The organism is Rhodococcus sp. SB1D (assembly GCF_048573875.1).
Classification (GTDB): Bacteria; Actinomycetota; Actinomycetes; order Mycobacteriales; family Mycobacteriaceae; genus Rhodococcus_F; species Rhodococcus_F qingshengii.
On record NZ_JBMAIQ010000003.1, the window covers coordinates 249130 to 263680 of the forward strand.

Annotated in this window: 8 protein-coding genes; 6 read left to right on the forward strand and 2 right to left on the reverse strand. The window is 63.0% G+C overall.

The annotated features are described in order from the left end of the window. Positions 1–132 precede the first annotated feature (132 nt). The 5 genes from ACN50D_RS09960 to ACN50D_RS09980 all read left to right on the forward strand — a co-directional run bounded on the left by ACN50D_RS09960 (position 133) and on the right by ACN50D_RS09980 (position 11655). A complete protein-coding gene (locus tag ACN50D_RS09960) occupies positions 133–5601 on the forward strand; it encodes a glutamate synthase-related protein (RefSeq protein WP_211921721.1) in 5469 nt (1822 codons plus the stop codon). Between the two features lie 33 nt (positions 5602–5634). Further along, entirely contained in the window at positions 5635–7407 is a 1773-nt protein-coding gene (locus ACN50D_RS09965; RefSeq protein WP_007730317.1) for a sulfite reductase subunit alpha, read from the forward strand. Between the two features lie 46 nt (positions 7408–7453). Further along, positions 7454–8347, forward strand: coding sequence for a hypothetical protein (locus tag ACN50D_RS09970; protein ID WP_007730314.1), 894 nt, complete (start codon positions 7454–7456; stop codon positions 8345–8347). A 129-nt stretch (positions 8348–8476) separates the two neighbouring features. Beyond that, positions 8477–10108, forward strand: a complete 1632-nt coding sequence (locus ACN50D_RS09975; protein WP_211921723.1) for an ATP-binding cassette domain-containing protein — start codon at positions 8477–8479, stop codon at positions 10106–10108. Then, positions 10108–11655: an ATP-binding cassette domain-containing protein gene (locus ACN50D_RS09980; RefSeq protein WP_118605957.1), complete on the forward strand. Its 1548-nt coding sequence runs from the start codon at positions 10108–10110 to the stop codon at positions 11653–11655. The genes ACN50D_RS09975 and ACN50D_RS09980 overlap by 1 nt, the downstream gene beginning before the upstream one ends. Before the next feature lie 11 nt (positions 11656–11666). Here the strand turns inward: ACN50D_RS09980 and ACN50D_RS09985 are convergent, their stop codons facing one another. Together ACN50D_RS09985 and ACN50D_RS09990 are read right to left on the reverse strand one after the other, a co-directional pair. Next, the gene (locus ACN50D_RS09985; RefSeq protein ID WP_039973165.1) at positions 11667–12254 is read right to left on the reverse strand and encodes a sugar O-acetyltransferase; all 588 of its coding nucleotides are present in this window, start codon (positions 12252–12254) and stop codon (positions 11667–11669) included. 102 nt (positions 12255–12356) lie between these two features. Beyond that, entirely contained in the window at positions 12357–13514 is a 1158-nt protein-coding gene (locus ACN50D_RS09990) for an acetyl-CoA C-acetyltransferase (protein ID WP_118606066.1), read from the reverse strand. A gap of 654 nt (positions 13515–14168) precedes the next feature. Between ACN50D_RS09990 and ACN50D_RS09995 the strand changes: the two genes are divergently transcribed. Then, positions 14169–14549: a hypothetical protein gene (locus ACN50D_RS09995; RefSeq protein ID WP_003943006.1), complete on the forward strand. Its 381-nt coding sequence runs from the start codon at positions 14169–14171 to the stop codon at positions 14547–14549. Positions 14550–14551 lie beyond the last annotated feature (2 nt).

Genomic DNA, 14551 nt, shown 5'->3' on the forward strand with positions numbered 1-14551 from the left:
ACTCAGTAGTCTGAACCCATTCGGGTGCCGCTTCATCGAAGCAGCGACGCCCTGCCCTGACGGAATACATGCCGTCGTATCTGCCCGGTCGAACAATCTCCGGGCAACCAGGACAGGGAGAAGGTTGCTGCAGTGAGCACGTCCATCGTCGGTTTGTACGACCCCGCAGATGACAAGAGCAGTTGCGGGGTCGGGTTCATCACGCGCAAGGACGGCGTGCAGACCCACGATGTCCTGATCAAGGGCCGCGAAGCGCTCTGCTCGGTTCCGCACCGCGGCGGTATGTCCTCCGAGGGCGTCGGCGACGGCGGCGGCGTCTCGGTGGACCTCTCCCTCCGGTTCTTCCGCAAGGTAACCGGGCGCTCCGACCTTCGCGCCGGACGCTTCTGCGTCGGCAACTTCTTCCTTCCGGACGACGACGCCCAGCACGCTCGCGCTGCCGCCCTGGTCGAACGTGAACTTCTCGATCGCGGTTTCACCACTCTCGCAGTGCGCGACGTCCCGGTCGACAACTCGGCGATTCGGCCGGCCGCGATCGCGCATCAACTTCCGGTCAGGCAGTGGATTTTCGAGGTGCCCACTCCTCGCACCGAGCCTGCGGTAGTCGATCGCCTCGTGCACGAAGCTCTGCTCGCCATCGAAGCCATCGCGTACAACACCCCTGCACTGCGCGGGTTGTACCCACTCTCGCTGAGCGCGCGAACTCAGGTTCTCAAGGGTCGCTTGAACTCCGACGAAGTGATCCCGTACTTCCGCGACCTGGTCGACCCCGATCACGCCGTGCACACGATGTACTTCCATACGCGGTTCTCGACCAACACGGACCCGCATCCCACGATGGCGCAGCCGTTCCGGTTCATGGCTCACAACGGAGAACTGAACACGGACAAGAAGAATCGGCTCTCCGAAGCTGCTGTCGCCAGTGCAAAACGACGTGCGATCGTCCGTCCGCCCGGCCAGTCCGACAGTTGCCGACTCGATCAGACCCTGGAAGCACGCGTCATCGAGGACAGTGTCGACCTGGTGACGGCTGTGGTCTCGATGATGCCGCCGGCCTGGGAAAACGACACCACCCTCTCCCCCGCAGTGCGTGCGATGTTCGAGTACTTCTCGCTGTACGAGGAGAAGAACGACGGACCGGCAGCGCTGGTGTTCGGCGACGGCACCATCATCGGTGCGCGCCTGGATCGCCTCGGTCTGCGTCCACTACGCACGATCGAGACACACGACTACGTGTGCGCATTCTCCGAAGCCGGACAGATCGCGTTCGCACCCGAGACGGTGATTCACCGTGGCCGCGTCGAGGCCGGCGGAATGTTGTACTTCGATCATCGCGATCGCCATACCTACACTGCCCGCGAAGCTCTGGAAAAGATTGCCGCTCAGCGCGACTACCAGTCGTTGCTGGAGCAATCGCGAATCCTGATCGAAGACATTCCCGCCGTGCCAGCGGAGAAGGTCAGCTCCCCGACCCGCTACAACGGCACCTTCGAGGTTCATCAGCGCTACATGGCGTACTCCCTGGATCAGGAAAGTTTCAAATTCCTGATGGATCCGATGCTCACGCACGGAGCCGAAAAGGTCTCCGCCATGGGTTACGGCAACGCCATCAACGCATTCAGCGACCGCGAAGGCGGCGTGGCTCGTTACTTTTCGCAGCGATTCGCCCAGGTCACCAACCCTCCGCTCGACAGCATCCGTGAAGCGGACGGTATGACTCTCCGGGTCGCATTGGGTGCGAAGATGTCTCCCGGACAGGGCAAGCAGATCGTCATCGCCTCGCCGATCCTCGGGCATCTGGACATGCTCAAGATCCGTGAACAGAAGCACACCCCGCATCGCCGCTTCGAAATGCTCTACCCCGCCGCGGGTGACGCGCAGGCGATGGTTGACGCGATGACCGCGCTCGGCGACGCCGTTGTCGCCTTCGCGGCCGAACAGGGCGGAATCGCAGTCCTGACCGACCGGCACGTATCGCACGAGCGCGCAACACTTCCCGCGATCATGGTCGTCGGAGCGTTGAATCAGCGCCTCATCGACGCAGGCCTGCGATTGCGCGTCTCTCTCATCGTCGAGAGCGGCCAGATCGAGTCCTCGCACCACGTTGCCGCTGCGCTCGGATTCGGCGCTTCCGCTGTCTACCCCTTGTCCGTTCAGTTGCGAGCCGAGGAGAAGTTCGCTGCCGACCCGGATGCCGCCTTCCGACGCTTCGCGAAGGCTGCCGAGAAGTCCCTCATGAAGACGATGGGACGCGTCGGCCTGTGCACCGTCGAGAGCTACATCGGCGGAGAATTCTTCGAACCCAACTTCCTCGATACGTCCGACCCTGTTCTGCGCCAGTGGTTCCCCAACATGAAGTCACCGGTGGGCGGCGTCGGTTTCGACACCGTCGCGGTGACCTCGAAGCACTGGCACGAGCGTGCGAGCGAAGTCGAGAGTGAAAAGGACCTGCCACTGCTCGGCCTGTTCAAGGAACGCGCAGACGGCGCAGGGCATTCGTTCGGTACCACTGCAGTCCGCAAGTACGTCGAGCTCACCGAAGAGAAGATCGCGTTCGACAGTCCCTCAGGAACCGAACAATTCGATGCTCTACGCCTGCTTCCGCTCGGGCGGCTCGACGACGCATTCCGCCTCGACGCCGGGGCCTACCGGGCAACGAGCTTCGACCGGTTGACCACCGAACAAATCGACGACTTCGACATCACCGCGGGGTACCGGGACTTTTCTACCGTTATGGCTGCGGAACGATCGCGTCGGCCCGCAGCGTTGCGCGACGTCATCTCTGTTCCCGCCGACGTCACGTTTGCGGTTACGACAGCCGAGTTCGCCGAGCAGATCAGCCGATTCTCGGTACGCGGCAACACTACGATCGTGATGCGCGGAGTCCAGTGTGAATCCGCCGCAGACGACCGGTACACGCTTAGCCTGGACGGTCCACTGGCCGGTGACAGCGCGCGAGTAAGAGCGCTCGGCGACGCTCTCTGCGCCACCTTTGCCGCCGATATCACCATTGAAGCCATCACACCGGATCTTGCGCTGAGGGCAACCGGCATCGGGGCAGAGTTCCTGTCCAAGCTGAGGGTCGCACCGGCAGGTGTTCCTCTCTCCGAGGTACAGAGCGCCAGCGACATCACCCCGAAGTTGGCGTCGGGTGCCATGAGTCATGGCGCACTGAACGCTCCGGCGCACGAAGCCGTCGCTCACGGCACGAACATGGTCGGCGCGATGTCCAACAGTGGCGAAGGCGGCGAACACCTTTCGCGCTACAACACGATTCGTGCGTCGCGCATCAAGCAGTTTGCATCCGGACGCTTCGGAATCTGGGCGGGATACCTCGCCGACCCGATGCTCGAAGAGATCGAGATCAAACTCGGCCAGGGCGCAAAACCCGGTGAGGGCGGGCAGCTTCCGGCCGCCAAGGTCACCGTAGACATTGCTGCCGCCCGCGGCGGAACGCCCGGCGTCGAACTGGTATCGCCTCCGCCGCACCACGACACCTACTCCATCGAGGACCTCGCTCAGCTCATCCACGACTGCAAGGCAGCTCGCATTCGGGTGATCGTGAAGTTGGTGTCCTCGGAAGGAATCGGCACCATCGCCGTCGGTGTCGCCAAGGCCGGCGCCGACGTCATCAACGTCGCCGGAAATACCGGTGGCACCGGCGCCGCTTCGGTGACCAGCCTCAAGTACGCGGGCCGTGCGGCCGAGGTCGGTATCGCCGAGGTCCATCAAGCTCTGTGTGCCAACGGCCTTCGCCAGAAAGTCGTTCTGCGATGCTCGGGCGCGCATCAGACCGGCAGCGACATCATCACTTCCGCCCTACTCGGCGCAGACAGCTTCGAGTTCGGTACGTCGGCGCTGATGATGATGGGCTGCGTCATGGCCAAGAACTGCAACATCAAGTGCCCCGCCGGTCTGACCACCAACCCGGAACTGTTCGACGGCGATCCCCGCGCGATGGCGCAGTACCTTCTCAACATCGCTCACGAAACTCGGGAACTGCTCGCGAATCTGGGAATGCGGTCCCTTCAGGAAGCGCGGGGTCGAACGGATCTCCTGCATCTGCTCGATCACCCGTCTATTGTCGGCAATCTGAAGCTGGACGCGATGTTCGAGACCGCTCCGAACATCACCATCGACAATCCTGTGTACCTCGAACGTGAGTACGCGCTCGACGAGAAGATCATGGACGAGGTTCGCACGGTGTTCTTCAACCGTGGCGAGGCCTCGGTCGCCGTGTCCGGACCTGAATTCGCCGAAGGTGCACTGCACCTGGGTAACCGGAACAAGAGCGTCGGTGGTCAGTTGGCGATCGACCTCGAACGCGAACTCAACTACGGAGCGGCCGGCCTTCTAGCTCCGGGAGTACTGACCGACGAGCGTGGGCGACGCTACCTGGCGCCGGGCAGCGTGCGCGTCCTGACGACCGGATCTGCGGGCCTGTCGTTCGGCGCATTCTGCAACGACGGCATGCACCTGGAACACACCGGGACATGTAACGACGGTGTGGGAAAGAGTATGAGCGGCGGAGTGATTGCCGTGCGCAGCCCAGGCGGCGGCTCCAGTGACGCCGGCGGCAACGTGTTGATCGGCAACTTCGCGCTCTTCGGCGCCACCGGTGGACGAGTGTTCGTCGAAGGTGAAGCAGGCGATCGCTTCGCAGTTCGCAACTCCGGCGCCAGTGCTGTCGTCGAAGGTGTCGGAGACTTCGCCGGCGAGTACATGACCAACGGTGCTGTCGTGAATCTCGGCGAGTTCGGCAAGGGTGTCGGCAACGGCATGAGTGGTGGCTTCTTCTACCAGTACGACCCTCGTGGCGAATTGGCACTACGAGCAAGTACCGATTCCGTACTGCTGGGTTCGATCACCGCTGCGACCGACCCTCTTGCCGCCGTCCACAACCACGCAGTACAACTCCTACTCGAACTGCACGTGGAGGCAACGGGATCCGCGCTTGGAACCCGACTGCTCGAGAACTGGGAAGTCGAACAGCACTCGTTCGCCTACGCGATGCCCAAGGCACTGATGCTCTACCAGGACAGTGATGCAATCCTGGCTGCGAAGTCGCACAAAGAGCTTCTCGAAGAATTGGCGTCCGCCATCGCAGCACGTCAGGTCCGCACCTTCAAACTCGCAGTGCGCGACGGGCGCCCTGCACTGAACGGAGCAGTCCCTGCCTACGGCGAGACCGATACGGCGACGATGTATGCGCTGCTCAGTGAGTACACCGTGCTTCATTTCGCGCAACAACTCGCCACCGCCCGCACGCCGGGTGCGTCCGGACCCGACGATCCAGCAGTGCAGAAAGCGGCCCGAAACCTGGTGCTGACCGAGGACTTCGCTCTCGTCCAGCACTTGGTCAAGTACTCGAAAGAGATTCTGGCCGACTACGACGACGAACAGTTGGCTGCGCTGATTGCAGCCAAGCGGGTCGACGACTACAAGCAGGCGCTGAGCCTACGCAACGTGTTGGCCATGGACAGCCCGGCGACGTACGGGTGGATTCTGTTTCAAGACAACAAGAATCGGGACAAGCTCGGATCACTGCCGAACTTCGACGAACTATTCGCATCGCGCACGATCCCCGACCTGGTGTCCTGACCTCCTCCCCCGAAAGTAGGTGAGCTTCAAATCATGGAAATCCCGTACATCCCCGAATACGCACCGTTCACGGGAGACCAGCGCGCGTGGCTTTCCGGATTCCTGGCCGGTCTACACTCGCGAACTGTCATGTCCGGTCAAACCGGTACTGCAACAGCGACAGTGGAGAGAGCTGCCGGCGCAGCCGTGCACATCCTTTACGGAAGTCAGACCGGCAACGCGGAGTCCGTGGCTGAAGACGCAGCCGCAGCTGCTCGTGCCCACGGTCTCGAACCACTTGTCGCGGGTCTGGACACCGTGGATATCAATGCACTTTCCGCCATGCGCCGGGTGCTCGTCATCACCTCCACCTACGGCGAGGGCGAGATGCCCGACAACGCGCAGCTGTTCTGGGATGCAGTCGAATCCGAGAGTGCGCCCCGGCTGGAGGGTCTCTACTTCGGAGTACTCGCACTCGGCGACACCAGCTACGACGGCTACTGCCAGTCGGGCAAGAACATCGACGCCCGCTTCGAAGCGCTCGGCGGGACCCGGGTTGTCGACCGCACCGATTGCGACGTCGACTACGAGGATCCGGCGGCCGAGTGGATCGTTCGGGCCGTCGCTGCGGTGGCCGGTGTCGACGGTGATGCGGGGGCCGCTGCCTCGCCGGTTGCGCCCGCTCAGACGAAGACCAAGTCCCAGTGGACTCGCAAGAACCCCTATCCTGCAACCGTCCTCGCCAACCGGCTGTTGTCCGGCGAGGACTCAGCCAAGGAAGTCCGCCACTTCACCTTTGCGCTCGGCGAGGACGGTCTGGACTACGAGGCCGGAGATGGATTGGGCATCCGCCCGATCAACGACCCCGCCCTCGTCGAGGCGATCATTCATCAGCTCGGTGTCAGCGGCGATTACGTGGTTACCGCGAAAGACGGCTCGTCCGCACCGTTGGACCAGGTGTTGACCAGCGACTACGAGATCTCCATTCCCTCGCGCGATTTGATCGAAGACATCGCCCGACGCAGCGGCGACGCCGAACTGCAGCACATTCTCGACACGGAAGATCGGGAAGCGCTCGATGCGTGGCTGTGGGGCAAGGACGTTCTCGATCTCCTCCAGTTGGACAACAGCATTCGCCTGAATCCCGAGGATCTGCTTACACTTCTTCGTCCGCTGCAACATCGGGTCTATTCGATCTCCTCCAGCCCGCTGGCCCACGACGGCACCGTCCATCTGACGGTAGCGAGTGTGCGCTACCGCTCGGGCGAGCGGGACCGCGGCGGCGTCTGCTCGACGTACCTGGCGGACCGCGTCGGCGAGGGCGATCGGGTCGGAGTTTTTGTCTCCAAGAACAATTCGTTCCGCCTACCCGCCGATGACGCTGTTCCCGTCGTGATGATCGGCCCCGGAACCGGCATCGCACCCTTCCGCGCTTTCCTGCACGAGCGTCGCGCGCGCAACGCGTCGGGGCAGAATTGGCTCTTCTTCGGCGATCAGCATCAGTCGAGCGACTTCATCTACGAGGACGAGTTGAACGGGCTGACCCGTGACGGTGTCCTGACTCGCCTCGATCTGGCCTTCTCGCGCGATCAGTCCGAGAAGATCTACGTCCAGACTCGTATGCGCGAGCAGGGCCGAGACTTGTTCGACTGGCTCGAAAACGGTGCGCACGTGTACGTCTGCGGCGACGCCACTCGGATGGCAAAGGACGTCGACGACGCATTGCACGAGGTCGTCGCCGAGCACGGTGGGTTGGATGCGGACGCCGCCGAGGATTACGTCAACAACCTCAAACGATCGAAGCGGTACCTAAGGGATGTCTACTGAGATGTGCCCGCACCGTGGCGAATGTCGTTGCGCAGCTTTGGCACGCATGTCGGACCTGGACGCACTGCTTGCGCGTCCGGGGTTCCGTGGTGGACTGATCGACACCGCACCTGACGTAGTCGGCAAAATGTTGCCGCTCTTGGACGACACGGTAGCAATCACCGTCGCAGGCCCGGTGGCTGTCAACGACTCGGGCAAGTACTCCGTTCCGACAGTTCCCGGCGATCCGTTGGTCTGCGCGCCCGGGCTCGTCTCTCTGCGTTTGAACGTTGCCTCCCTCGGCTCGGTGGTGACCACGGAAGCAGAGCAGCACCTACCGCCGACGCTCCGCATGTTCGACATCCACGGATCAAGTTCACACACCACGTATTTGACCCCGGCCTCGGATCGTCTCGCCTTCGAAGCGATGCGAACTGCGCCGAGCACTGCGAGGGAAACAAGCCCTCCCATCCAGACGTCGAATACGCCCGCATTCTGGGCCCAGGCCGATCAGCTGACACAGCTCGACTTCATCCTCGCGGACGGCGGCAGCGAACGTCGTAGCGGCCTGGTCGCTCTGGGCGCCCTCGGTTACCGGCGAGTCGATCCTCACCTCATGGCTGCCGGGATGGAGCACCTGTCCTACCACCAACTGCCCGTCACGACCGTCGTCGCCGGGAACGGATGCCTGCAGATCCACCGTGGTGACCTCGACGCCGCAGCCATGTTCGGGGGGACGCTGACTTTGGCGTCCGACACCTGCCGGACGATGATCGACCTGAATGGTGTCTCGGAGTGCTGGCTGACCCGCACCCACGGCGTTCACGGCCTGACCAGCTCGATCGAGATGTACGACTTCCGCCGCAAATGCGTGGCAGTCTTCACCCAAACGGGTCCAACCGAACCCGCAGTCATGGGCGTGTGGGAAGACGTCATGAGTTCCATCTCGGCCGCATCCTGACACCGACAGATGCTGGGCGAGTGTAAGAAATCGGCGTACGGCGATAACCACATGGAGCCATCGACCCCTAACCTTAGGTCTCGGTCATTTGTCGTGCCTGCACTCTGACGCTGATTCAAGGAGTTATCCATGCCCCGCCCTCTCGTCGAACCGTCGCTGGTCCCGGCCTTGCGCCCGGCGCTGCCTGCATTGGCTGCCGGGGTCGTCGCGGCCGCAGAGTCGGGGGTCGCGATGCTCGGGGCGCTCTGGTGCGTCGTGCAACTCATCGGTGAACCGTCGATGAGCTGGGCCGGGTGGGCATGTGCGCTATGGCCCGTGGGCGTCGCGCTCGCTGCCACATCGTCGTGGCTCTCGCACCACGCGGAATCGCTTTTCGAGGCAAGGGTTCGCCGCCAACTCGCAGCTCATCTCGTTCGACTGCCCGCAAGCACACTGTCCCGCTACAGCGGAGACGCACTGCGGAGGCTCGTTTCGGACGACATCTCGGCGCTGCACCATATGACTGCGCACCTACCGGCAGAGTTCGCCACACTCATCGTGGTCCCCGCGGTCACGATCGCGGCGTTAGTTGCCTCAGCCGGCCCCGTGGCGCTTCTCGCTCTGGCTCCCGGCATCGTGGCAGCTCTGTTCTACCTGGTCGTGATCCCCCGAATGGCCGCTCGGCACAGCGCTGAAAGCGCAGATGTCATGGGCGACATCGCGACTGCCGTGGACGACTATGCCCGCGGCATCCGCGTCTGCCGGATCTACGGCGCGCAGACCGGCGCTGCCGCCGACTATGCAGAATCGACAGCGCGGTTCACCCGGGGAATGCAGGAGCGCGTTCGACTCGTGGCTACCCCTGCGGCCGTCGCCGTTGCCCTCATGCAGGCGACGGCGACGTTCGCGATCGCCTATGCCGTCGGATTTCACTGGGATGCAACGACGTTGGCCGCCACCATTCTCTTCAGCCTCGCAATCGTGACACCGGCCCTGCGGCTCGGGCACGGCCTCGACTACGTCGCTGCTGGACGCTCTGCTGCGGGCCGGCTCGCCGCTGCCCTGGACGAACCCACCCTCCCTGCCGGTGAAGCGCCAACCGTTCCGGCCTCGAGTCCCTCCGATCGACTGGAGATCGTCAACCTGACTGTCACGATCGCGGACCGCAGAGTCGTCGACGACGTCACGCATGCATTCCGCCCAGCCACGATCACTGCGATCACGGGACCGAGTGGAGCAGGCAAGACGACGCTCCTGAAAGCATTGGCCGGCTTCGAGATCCCGGAACTGGGTACCGTCCGCTACGCAGGTCGTAGCATCACCGCGATCGACGAGAACCTGCGGCCACAGTCCGTTCTGCTCACACCCCAGGGCGCAGACGTGTTACCTGCCACGGTGCGCGAGAACATCGCGCTGGCCGCCCCCGATGCAACGGACGCGGAATACACCGCCGCACTACGCCGGGCACAGATCGACGTCAGCCTCGACGCCCACGCAGCTTCACTCTCCGGCGGAGAACGTCAGCGAGTCGGGATCGCTCGGGTGTTCCTCTCGCCCGCAGCAGTACTGCTGCTCGACGAGCCGACCAGTGCACTCGACGATCGGACAGCGGCAGAACTGCTGAAAGAATTGCGGTACCTCGCGCACGACGAAGGAAAGACGGTCGTGATCGTCACCCACAACCCCGCTCTTGCAGACGATGCCGACGATCGACTCGACCTCGGCGGTCGAAACGTGAACGACGCCGCGTCGCACAATGCAGCCCTGACTGGAGCCGAATAATGAACAGCGCCAATGCAGTCCGACGACGCTTGATCACCATCGGACTCGGTTGGGTGTCCGTCGCTGTCCTCGAAGCGATCGCGTACACCACCCTCGCGCTCTCGATCGCTGATCACCGGTCGCCGGTTCTCGTCCTGGCCACGGCCACCATTGCTCTCTTCGTGACCGTCCTGGTCTCGCGGGGCGGTTACTTCACCGGGGCTCGACTCGTCGGCGATCTCTACGACGCTCTCGGCGATGCCTTCGCCCGTGCGAAACTGTCCTGGTTCACCGACGACAACCGGGCACTGCTCGCCACCGTCGCCGGGCGCGGGATCCCGTCGCTGATGAGTGTTCCCGCGCACCAACTTCAGACCTTCCTGGTTGCACCGCTGATCCCGCTGCTCCTGCTTCCTGGGATCGCGGTCGTCGCGGGGCCAGGTGTAATGCTGCTCGTCGGTGGACTGCTCGCCGTGTCGCTCGCCGCTCAGACGCTGGCCCAGCGTGCGCTCAGCCGAGCGGACGAGCGCCGACACGAAGCCGAGCTCGCAGCAACTCAGTCGACACTCGAACTCACCGATCATCTCGAATTACTGCGTACGGCAGCCGGTCCCACACGTTCCATCGAACGAATCGAGCGAAGCTGGCGGAATCAGGAAGCCGCGCTTGCACGGACAAATCTCGCCGCGGCACCAGCGACATTCATCTCGGCGATCGCCACCATTGTGCCGCTGGCAGGTGCAGTGATTTTCCTCGCTGCCACCGGATTCGACGATCCCGCAGCCGCTCTCGCCCTCGTCATCCTCACCGCCCGCGCCGCTGCGCCGCTCGACGAACTCGCCCTGGCCGGAATCGGAGTCAACGAGCTGCGCGCAACGGTTCGCGACTACCGCACAGCGACTTCGGCTCCCGCACTGGCCGAGCCCGCACCCCGGGACGCCGCGCGCCCTGTTGGAACTGACATCGAGGTCGCCGGGGTAGACCACGCTCCGGTTCTGCGCGGCATCACCGCGAAGATCCCCGCGGGTGAGCGAGTTCTCGTCGCAGGACGCTCGGGTACGGGGAAAAGCACACTTCTCGGGCTGCTCATGCGCTTCGACGATCCTGACCAAGGCAGCGTCACTCTGGGCGGAGTTTCATTGCGCGACTTGCCCTACGACGCTCTGGCGGCACATATCGGCTACGTGCCGCAGGACCCACTCGTGTTCTCGGGCACCCTCGGCGAGAACATCGGACTGGGAAGACCGGGCGCTACCGAAATCGAGATCGAGGACGCCGCCAGGCGCGCTGCCCTCGGTGCCGTTCTCGACCGCTCGACGCTCGGCATTCATCAGGACATCGGACACCAGGGTGCCGCTCTCTCCGGCGGCGAACGTCAGCGGGTGGCGATCGCTCGCGCCTTCCTCAAAGACGCTCCCGTCCTGGTTCTCGACGAAGCCACCTCGGCCCTCGACGAGGCCACCGAGCGCCGTATCGCCGGCGCCGTGCGGGAATTGGCGGCCACCGTCTTCGTCGTCACCCACCGCGACCCCGCCATCTGGGAGCCCACCCGCACGATCACCCTCTGACATCGCATGCCCTAGTGCTCGCGTTGCAGTCCCTCAACTTCGGCAGGTGTCCGACGGATAACCCTTGCCGGCGATCCAGCAGCAACGACGTGATCAGGAAGGTCATGCAAGACCACACTTCCCGCGCCGATCACGGCGTTGTGACCGATCGAAACTCCTGCACCGACAGTGACTGAGGCGCCGAGCCACGTGTTCTCACCGATGACGATCGGAGCAGCCCGCTCCCATCCCTCGCGACGCCGGCGATGATCATCGACAGGGTGCAACGCTGTCATCAGTTGGGCTCCAGGCCCGATCCTCACGTCAGCGCCGATTGTGATCAGCGCATCATCCATGAAGAACCCGTTCGCGTTGACGAATGCGTTTACTCCAAGCCGAATGTTGTATCCGTAGCTGCATTGGAACCGCGGCACCACCAAAGCTCCCTCACCTACCTCACCCAAAAGGCTGGCGAGAGCCCGCGAGCGGACAGCATCCTCGTCCGCCGAAGCCCCATTGAACGAGTCGAGTCGACGCCAACACTCCAGCCGCCGCTGCCTCAGCTCGTCATCATCGAGATACCACTCACCACGAGCAAGACGATCCGCCTGTTCTCCCACACTCGGATCGTCGCACACCGCGCCACGGCACCCCTGTTGGGCGCGTTGCACCCGACAAAGCGCTACAACAGAAGGCCTTCCATGCCGCCCAATTTCTCGAGCTCAGCTCAGCCGCTCGATGATGGTGACGTTCGCGGTCCCACCACCCTCACACATGGTTTGGAGTCCGTACCGTCCATCAATGCGGTCCAACTCGTGCAACATCGTGGCGAACAACTTGGTGCCAGTGGCCCCAAGAGGGTGGCCCAGTGCGATTCCACCACCGTTGGGATTGACCCGGGAGGGATCTGCACCCGTCTCGATCAACCAGCTCAGAACTACCGAAGCGAATGCCTCGTTCATTTCTACGGTATCCATCTGGCCGATCGCCATGCCGGATTTCGCCAGTGCATACTTCGTCGCGGGTATCGGCGCCGAGAGCTGCAGCATCGGATCGTCGCCGCGCACGCTCATATGATGAATGCGCGCACGTGGCTTCAATCCATGAACCTCGAGCGCCTTCTCGGAGACGATCAGGGCCGCTGATGCGCCGTCACAGATCTGCGAAGCCACAGCAGCCGTCAGCAACGAGCCATCCCTCAATGCGGGCAGTGCAGCCATCTGCTCCATGGATGTCTCTCGTGGGCATTCGTCAACGACGCATTGGCCCAATGACACTGTCTCACGCTCGAATCGGCCGTCTGTGATGGCAGCACGGGCACGCTGATGCGATTGCAGTGCCCACTCCTCCATGTCTTCACGGCTGATACCCCATTTCTTGGCAATCAGGTCGGCGCCGACGAACTGTGAGATTTCGGCCTCGCCGAATCGTGCTGCCCACCCCCGGGACTTACTGAAGGGCGTGTCGAATCCGTACTCGTTGCCGGCACGCATCGCCGCCGAGATAGGAATCGCGGACATGTTCTGCACACCGCCGACAAGCACCACATCTTGGGTCCCGCTCATGACCGCTTGCGCTGCGAAGTGGACGGCTTGCTGTGAAGATCCGCATTGTCTGTCGACTGTCGTTCCTGGGATGTCCAAGGGTAGGCCTGCTGAAAGCCAGGCGGTGCGGGCAATGTTGCCCGATTGCGGCCCGATAGCGTCGACACAACCGAAGATCACATCGTCGACGGCCATCGGGTCCAGTCGAGTGCGGTCGAGAATCGATGTGATCACGTGGGCCCCCATGTCCGCTGGGTGCTCTCCTGCGAGCGAGCCGTGCCGTTTACCCACCGGAGTGCGGAGCGCATCGACGACATAAGCCTGAGGTGCAACCATACGAACTCCTTCGAAATCGAGCTTCGTCGAGCTTTCGATGTCGCACACACTTTAGCGATCAAGCATTTGTTTGGTAGATGAAACGTGATTTCGAGACCCGCAGCTACCGACACAGGATTGGTCTCCGCACTTCTATCCAACGAAATCCACTGCTGTCGCAATCATTCGACAGTTCGATGCTCGACCCCCAAACGCGGCTTGGCTGCCCACGCCGCAGACCCCTCACGCCAGCGTGAAACGGCGAAAGATACGAGAACAGCTGCGGGAGTGCATCTTCGAGCGGAACGAGCGCATCATCCATATCCATTGCCTTCCCTGAGAAATCGTTCGGCCCGCCTTGCGAACAACACCAGCTTTGTCGAGCTACACCGCAAGCCGGCTGGCCGATGGCTGGAAAGTTAGTACTTTCGGTGGAGCCCAGCATGATTGGGCTATTCACCGCCCAATACAGGCTTCGTATACCGATACGCGTTGCAGGACAACGATTCTACAAACGGTCACGCACTCAGCGATTCACGAACCGCCGCTGGCTCGAAAACTGGATCCCCTTGCGGTAATTGCGCTCCGGGTAGAGCATGGGCACCACACCGTCTTCGATTACCGGAGGTTACCGTGACGAATCTCGTACGCCGACTATCTGCCTGCGTATCCATAGTGGCCGTATCGGTTCTCGCGCCCGCAGCCGTTGCCTCCGCTGCGGTCACCGTTCCGTTCCAAATCAACCCGGCGCCGTTCGGGAACCCAAACGGCAGCTTCGACGCACCCCCTGTCCACTGTGTGGCGGTAGTCGGCGAACAACCTGGCACGGTGACGATCACCGGCGCCAAAGACGAGCGGTGGGGTTGCATGCTTTCGACGGAAGTGCGCTGGATGAACCTCTCGACAGGAGCCTCCGGCACCGGTCGGCTTTCTGGCGACAACCAAGGAACCCCGGGAGAGGCAACCCTGCAGACTGGAGCCGGGCAAGTTGCCGTCGCCATATTGCCTGCCGCCGGACCTGTCACCCCGGGTTTCGCAACCTTCTTCGTCCCATAGGC

Bases quoted from the DNA above. Each gene is read 5' to 3' on its own strand.
- ACN50D_RS09975 (WP_211921723.1), top strand. From the start codon at position 8,477: ATGCCCCGCCCTCTCGTCGAACCGTCGCTGGTCCCGGCCTTGCGCCCG.
- ACN50D_RS09990 (WP_118606066.1), bottom strand. From the start codon at position 13,514: ATGGTTGCACCTCAGGCTTATGTCGTCGATGCGCTCCGCACTCCGGTG.
- ACN50D_RS09965 (WP_007730317.1), top strand. From the start codon at position 5,635: ATGGAAATCCCGTACATCCCCGAATACGCACCGTTCACGGGAGACCAG.
- ACN50D_RS09970 (WP_007730314.1), top strand. From the start codon at position 7,454: ATGTCGGACCTGGACGCACTGCTTGCGCGTCCGGGGTTCCGTGGTGGA.
- ACN50D_RS09980 (WP_118605957.1), top strand. From the start codon at position 10,108: ATGAACAGCGCCAATGCAGTCCGACGACGCTTGATCACCATCGGACTC.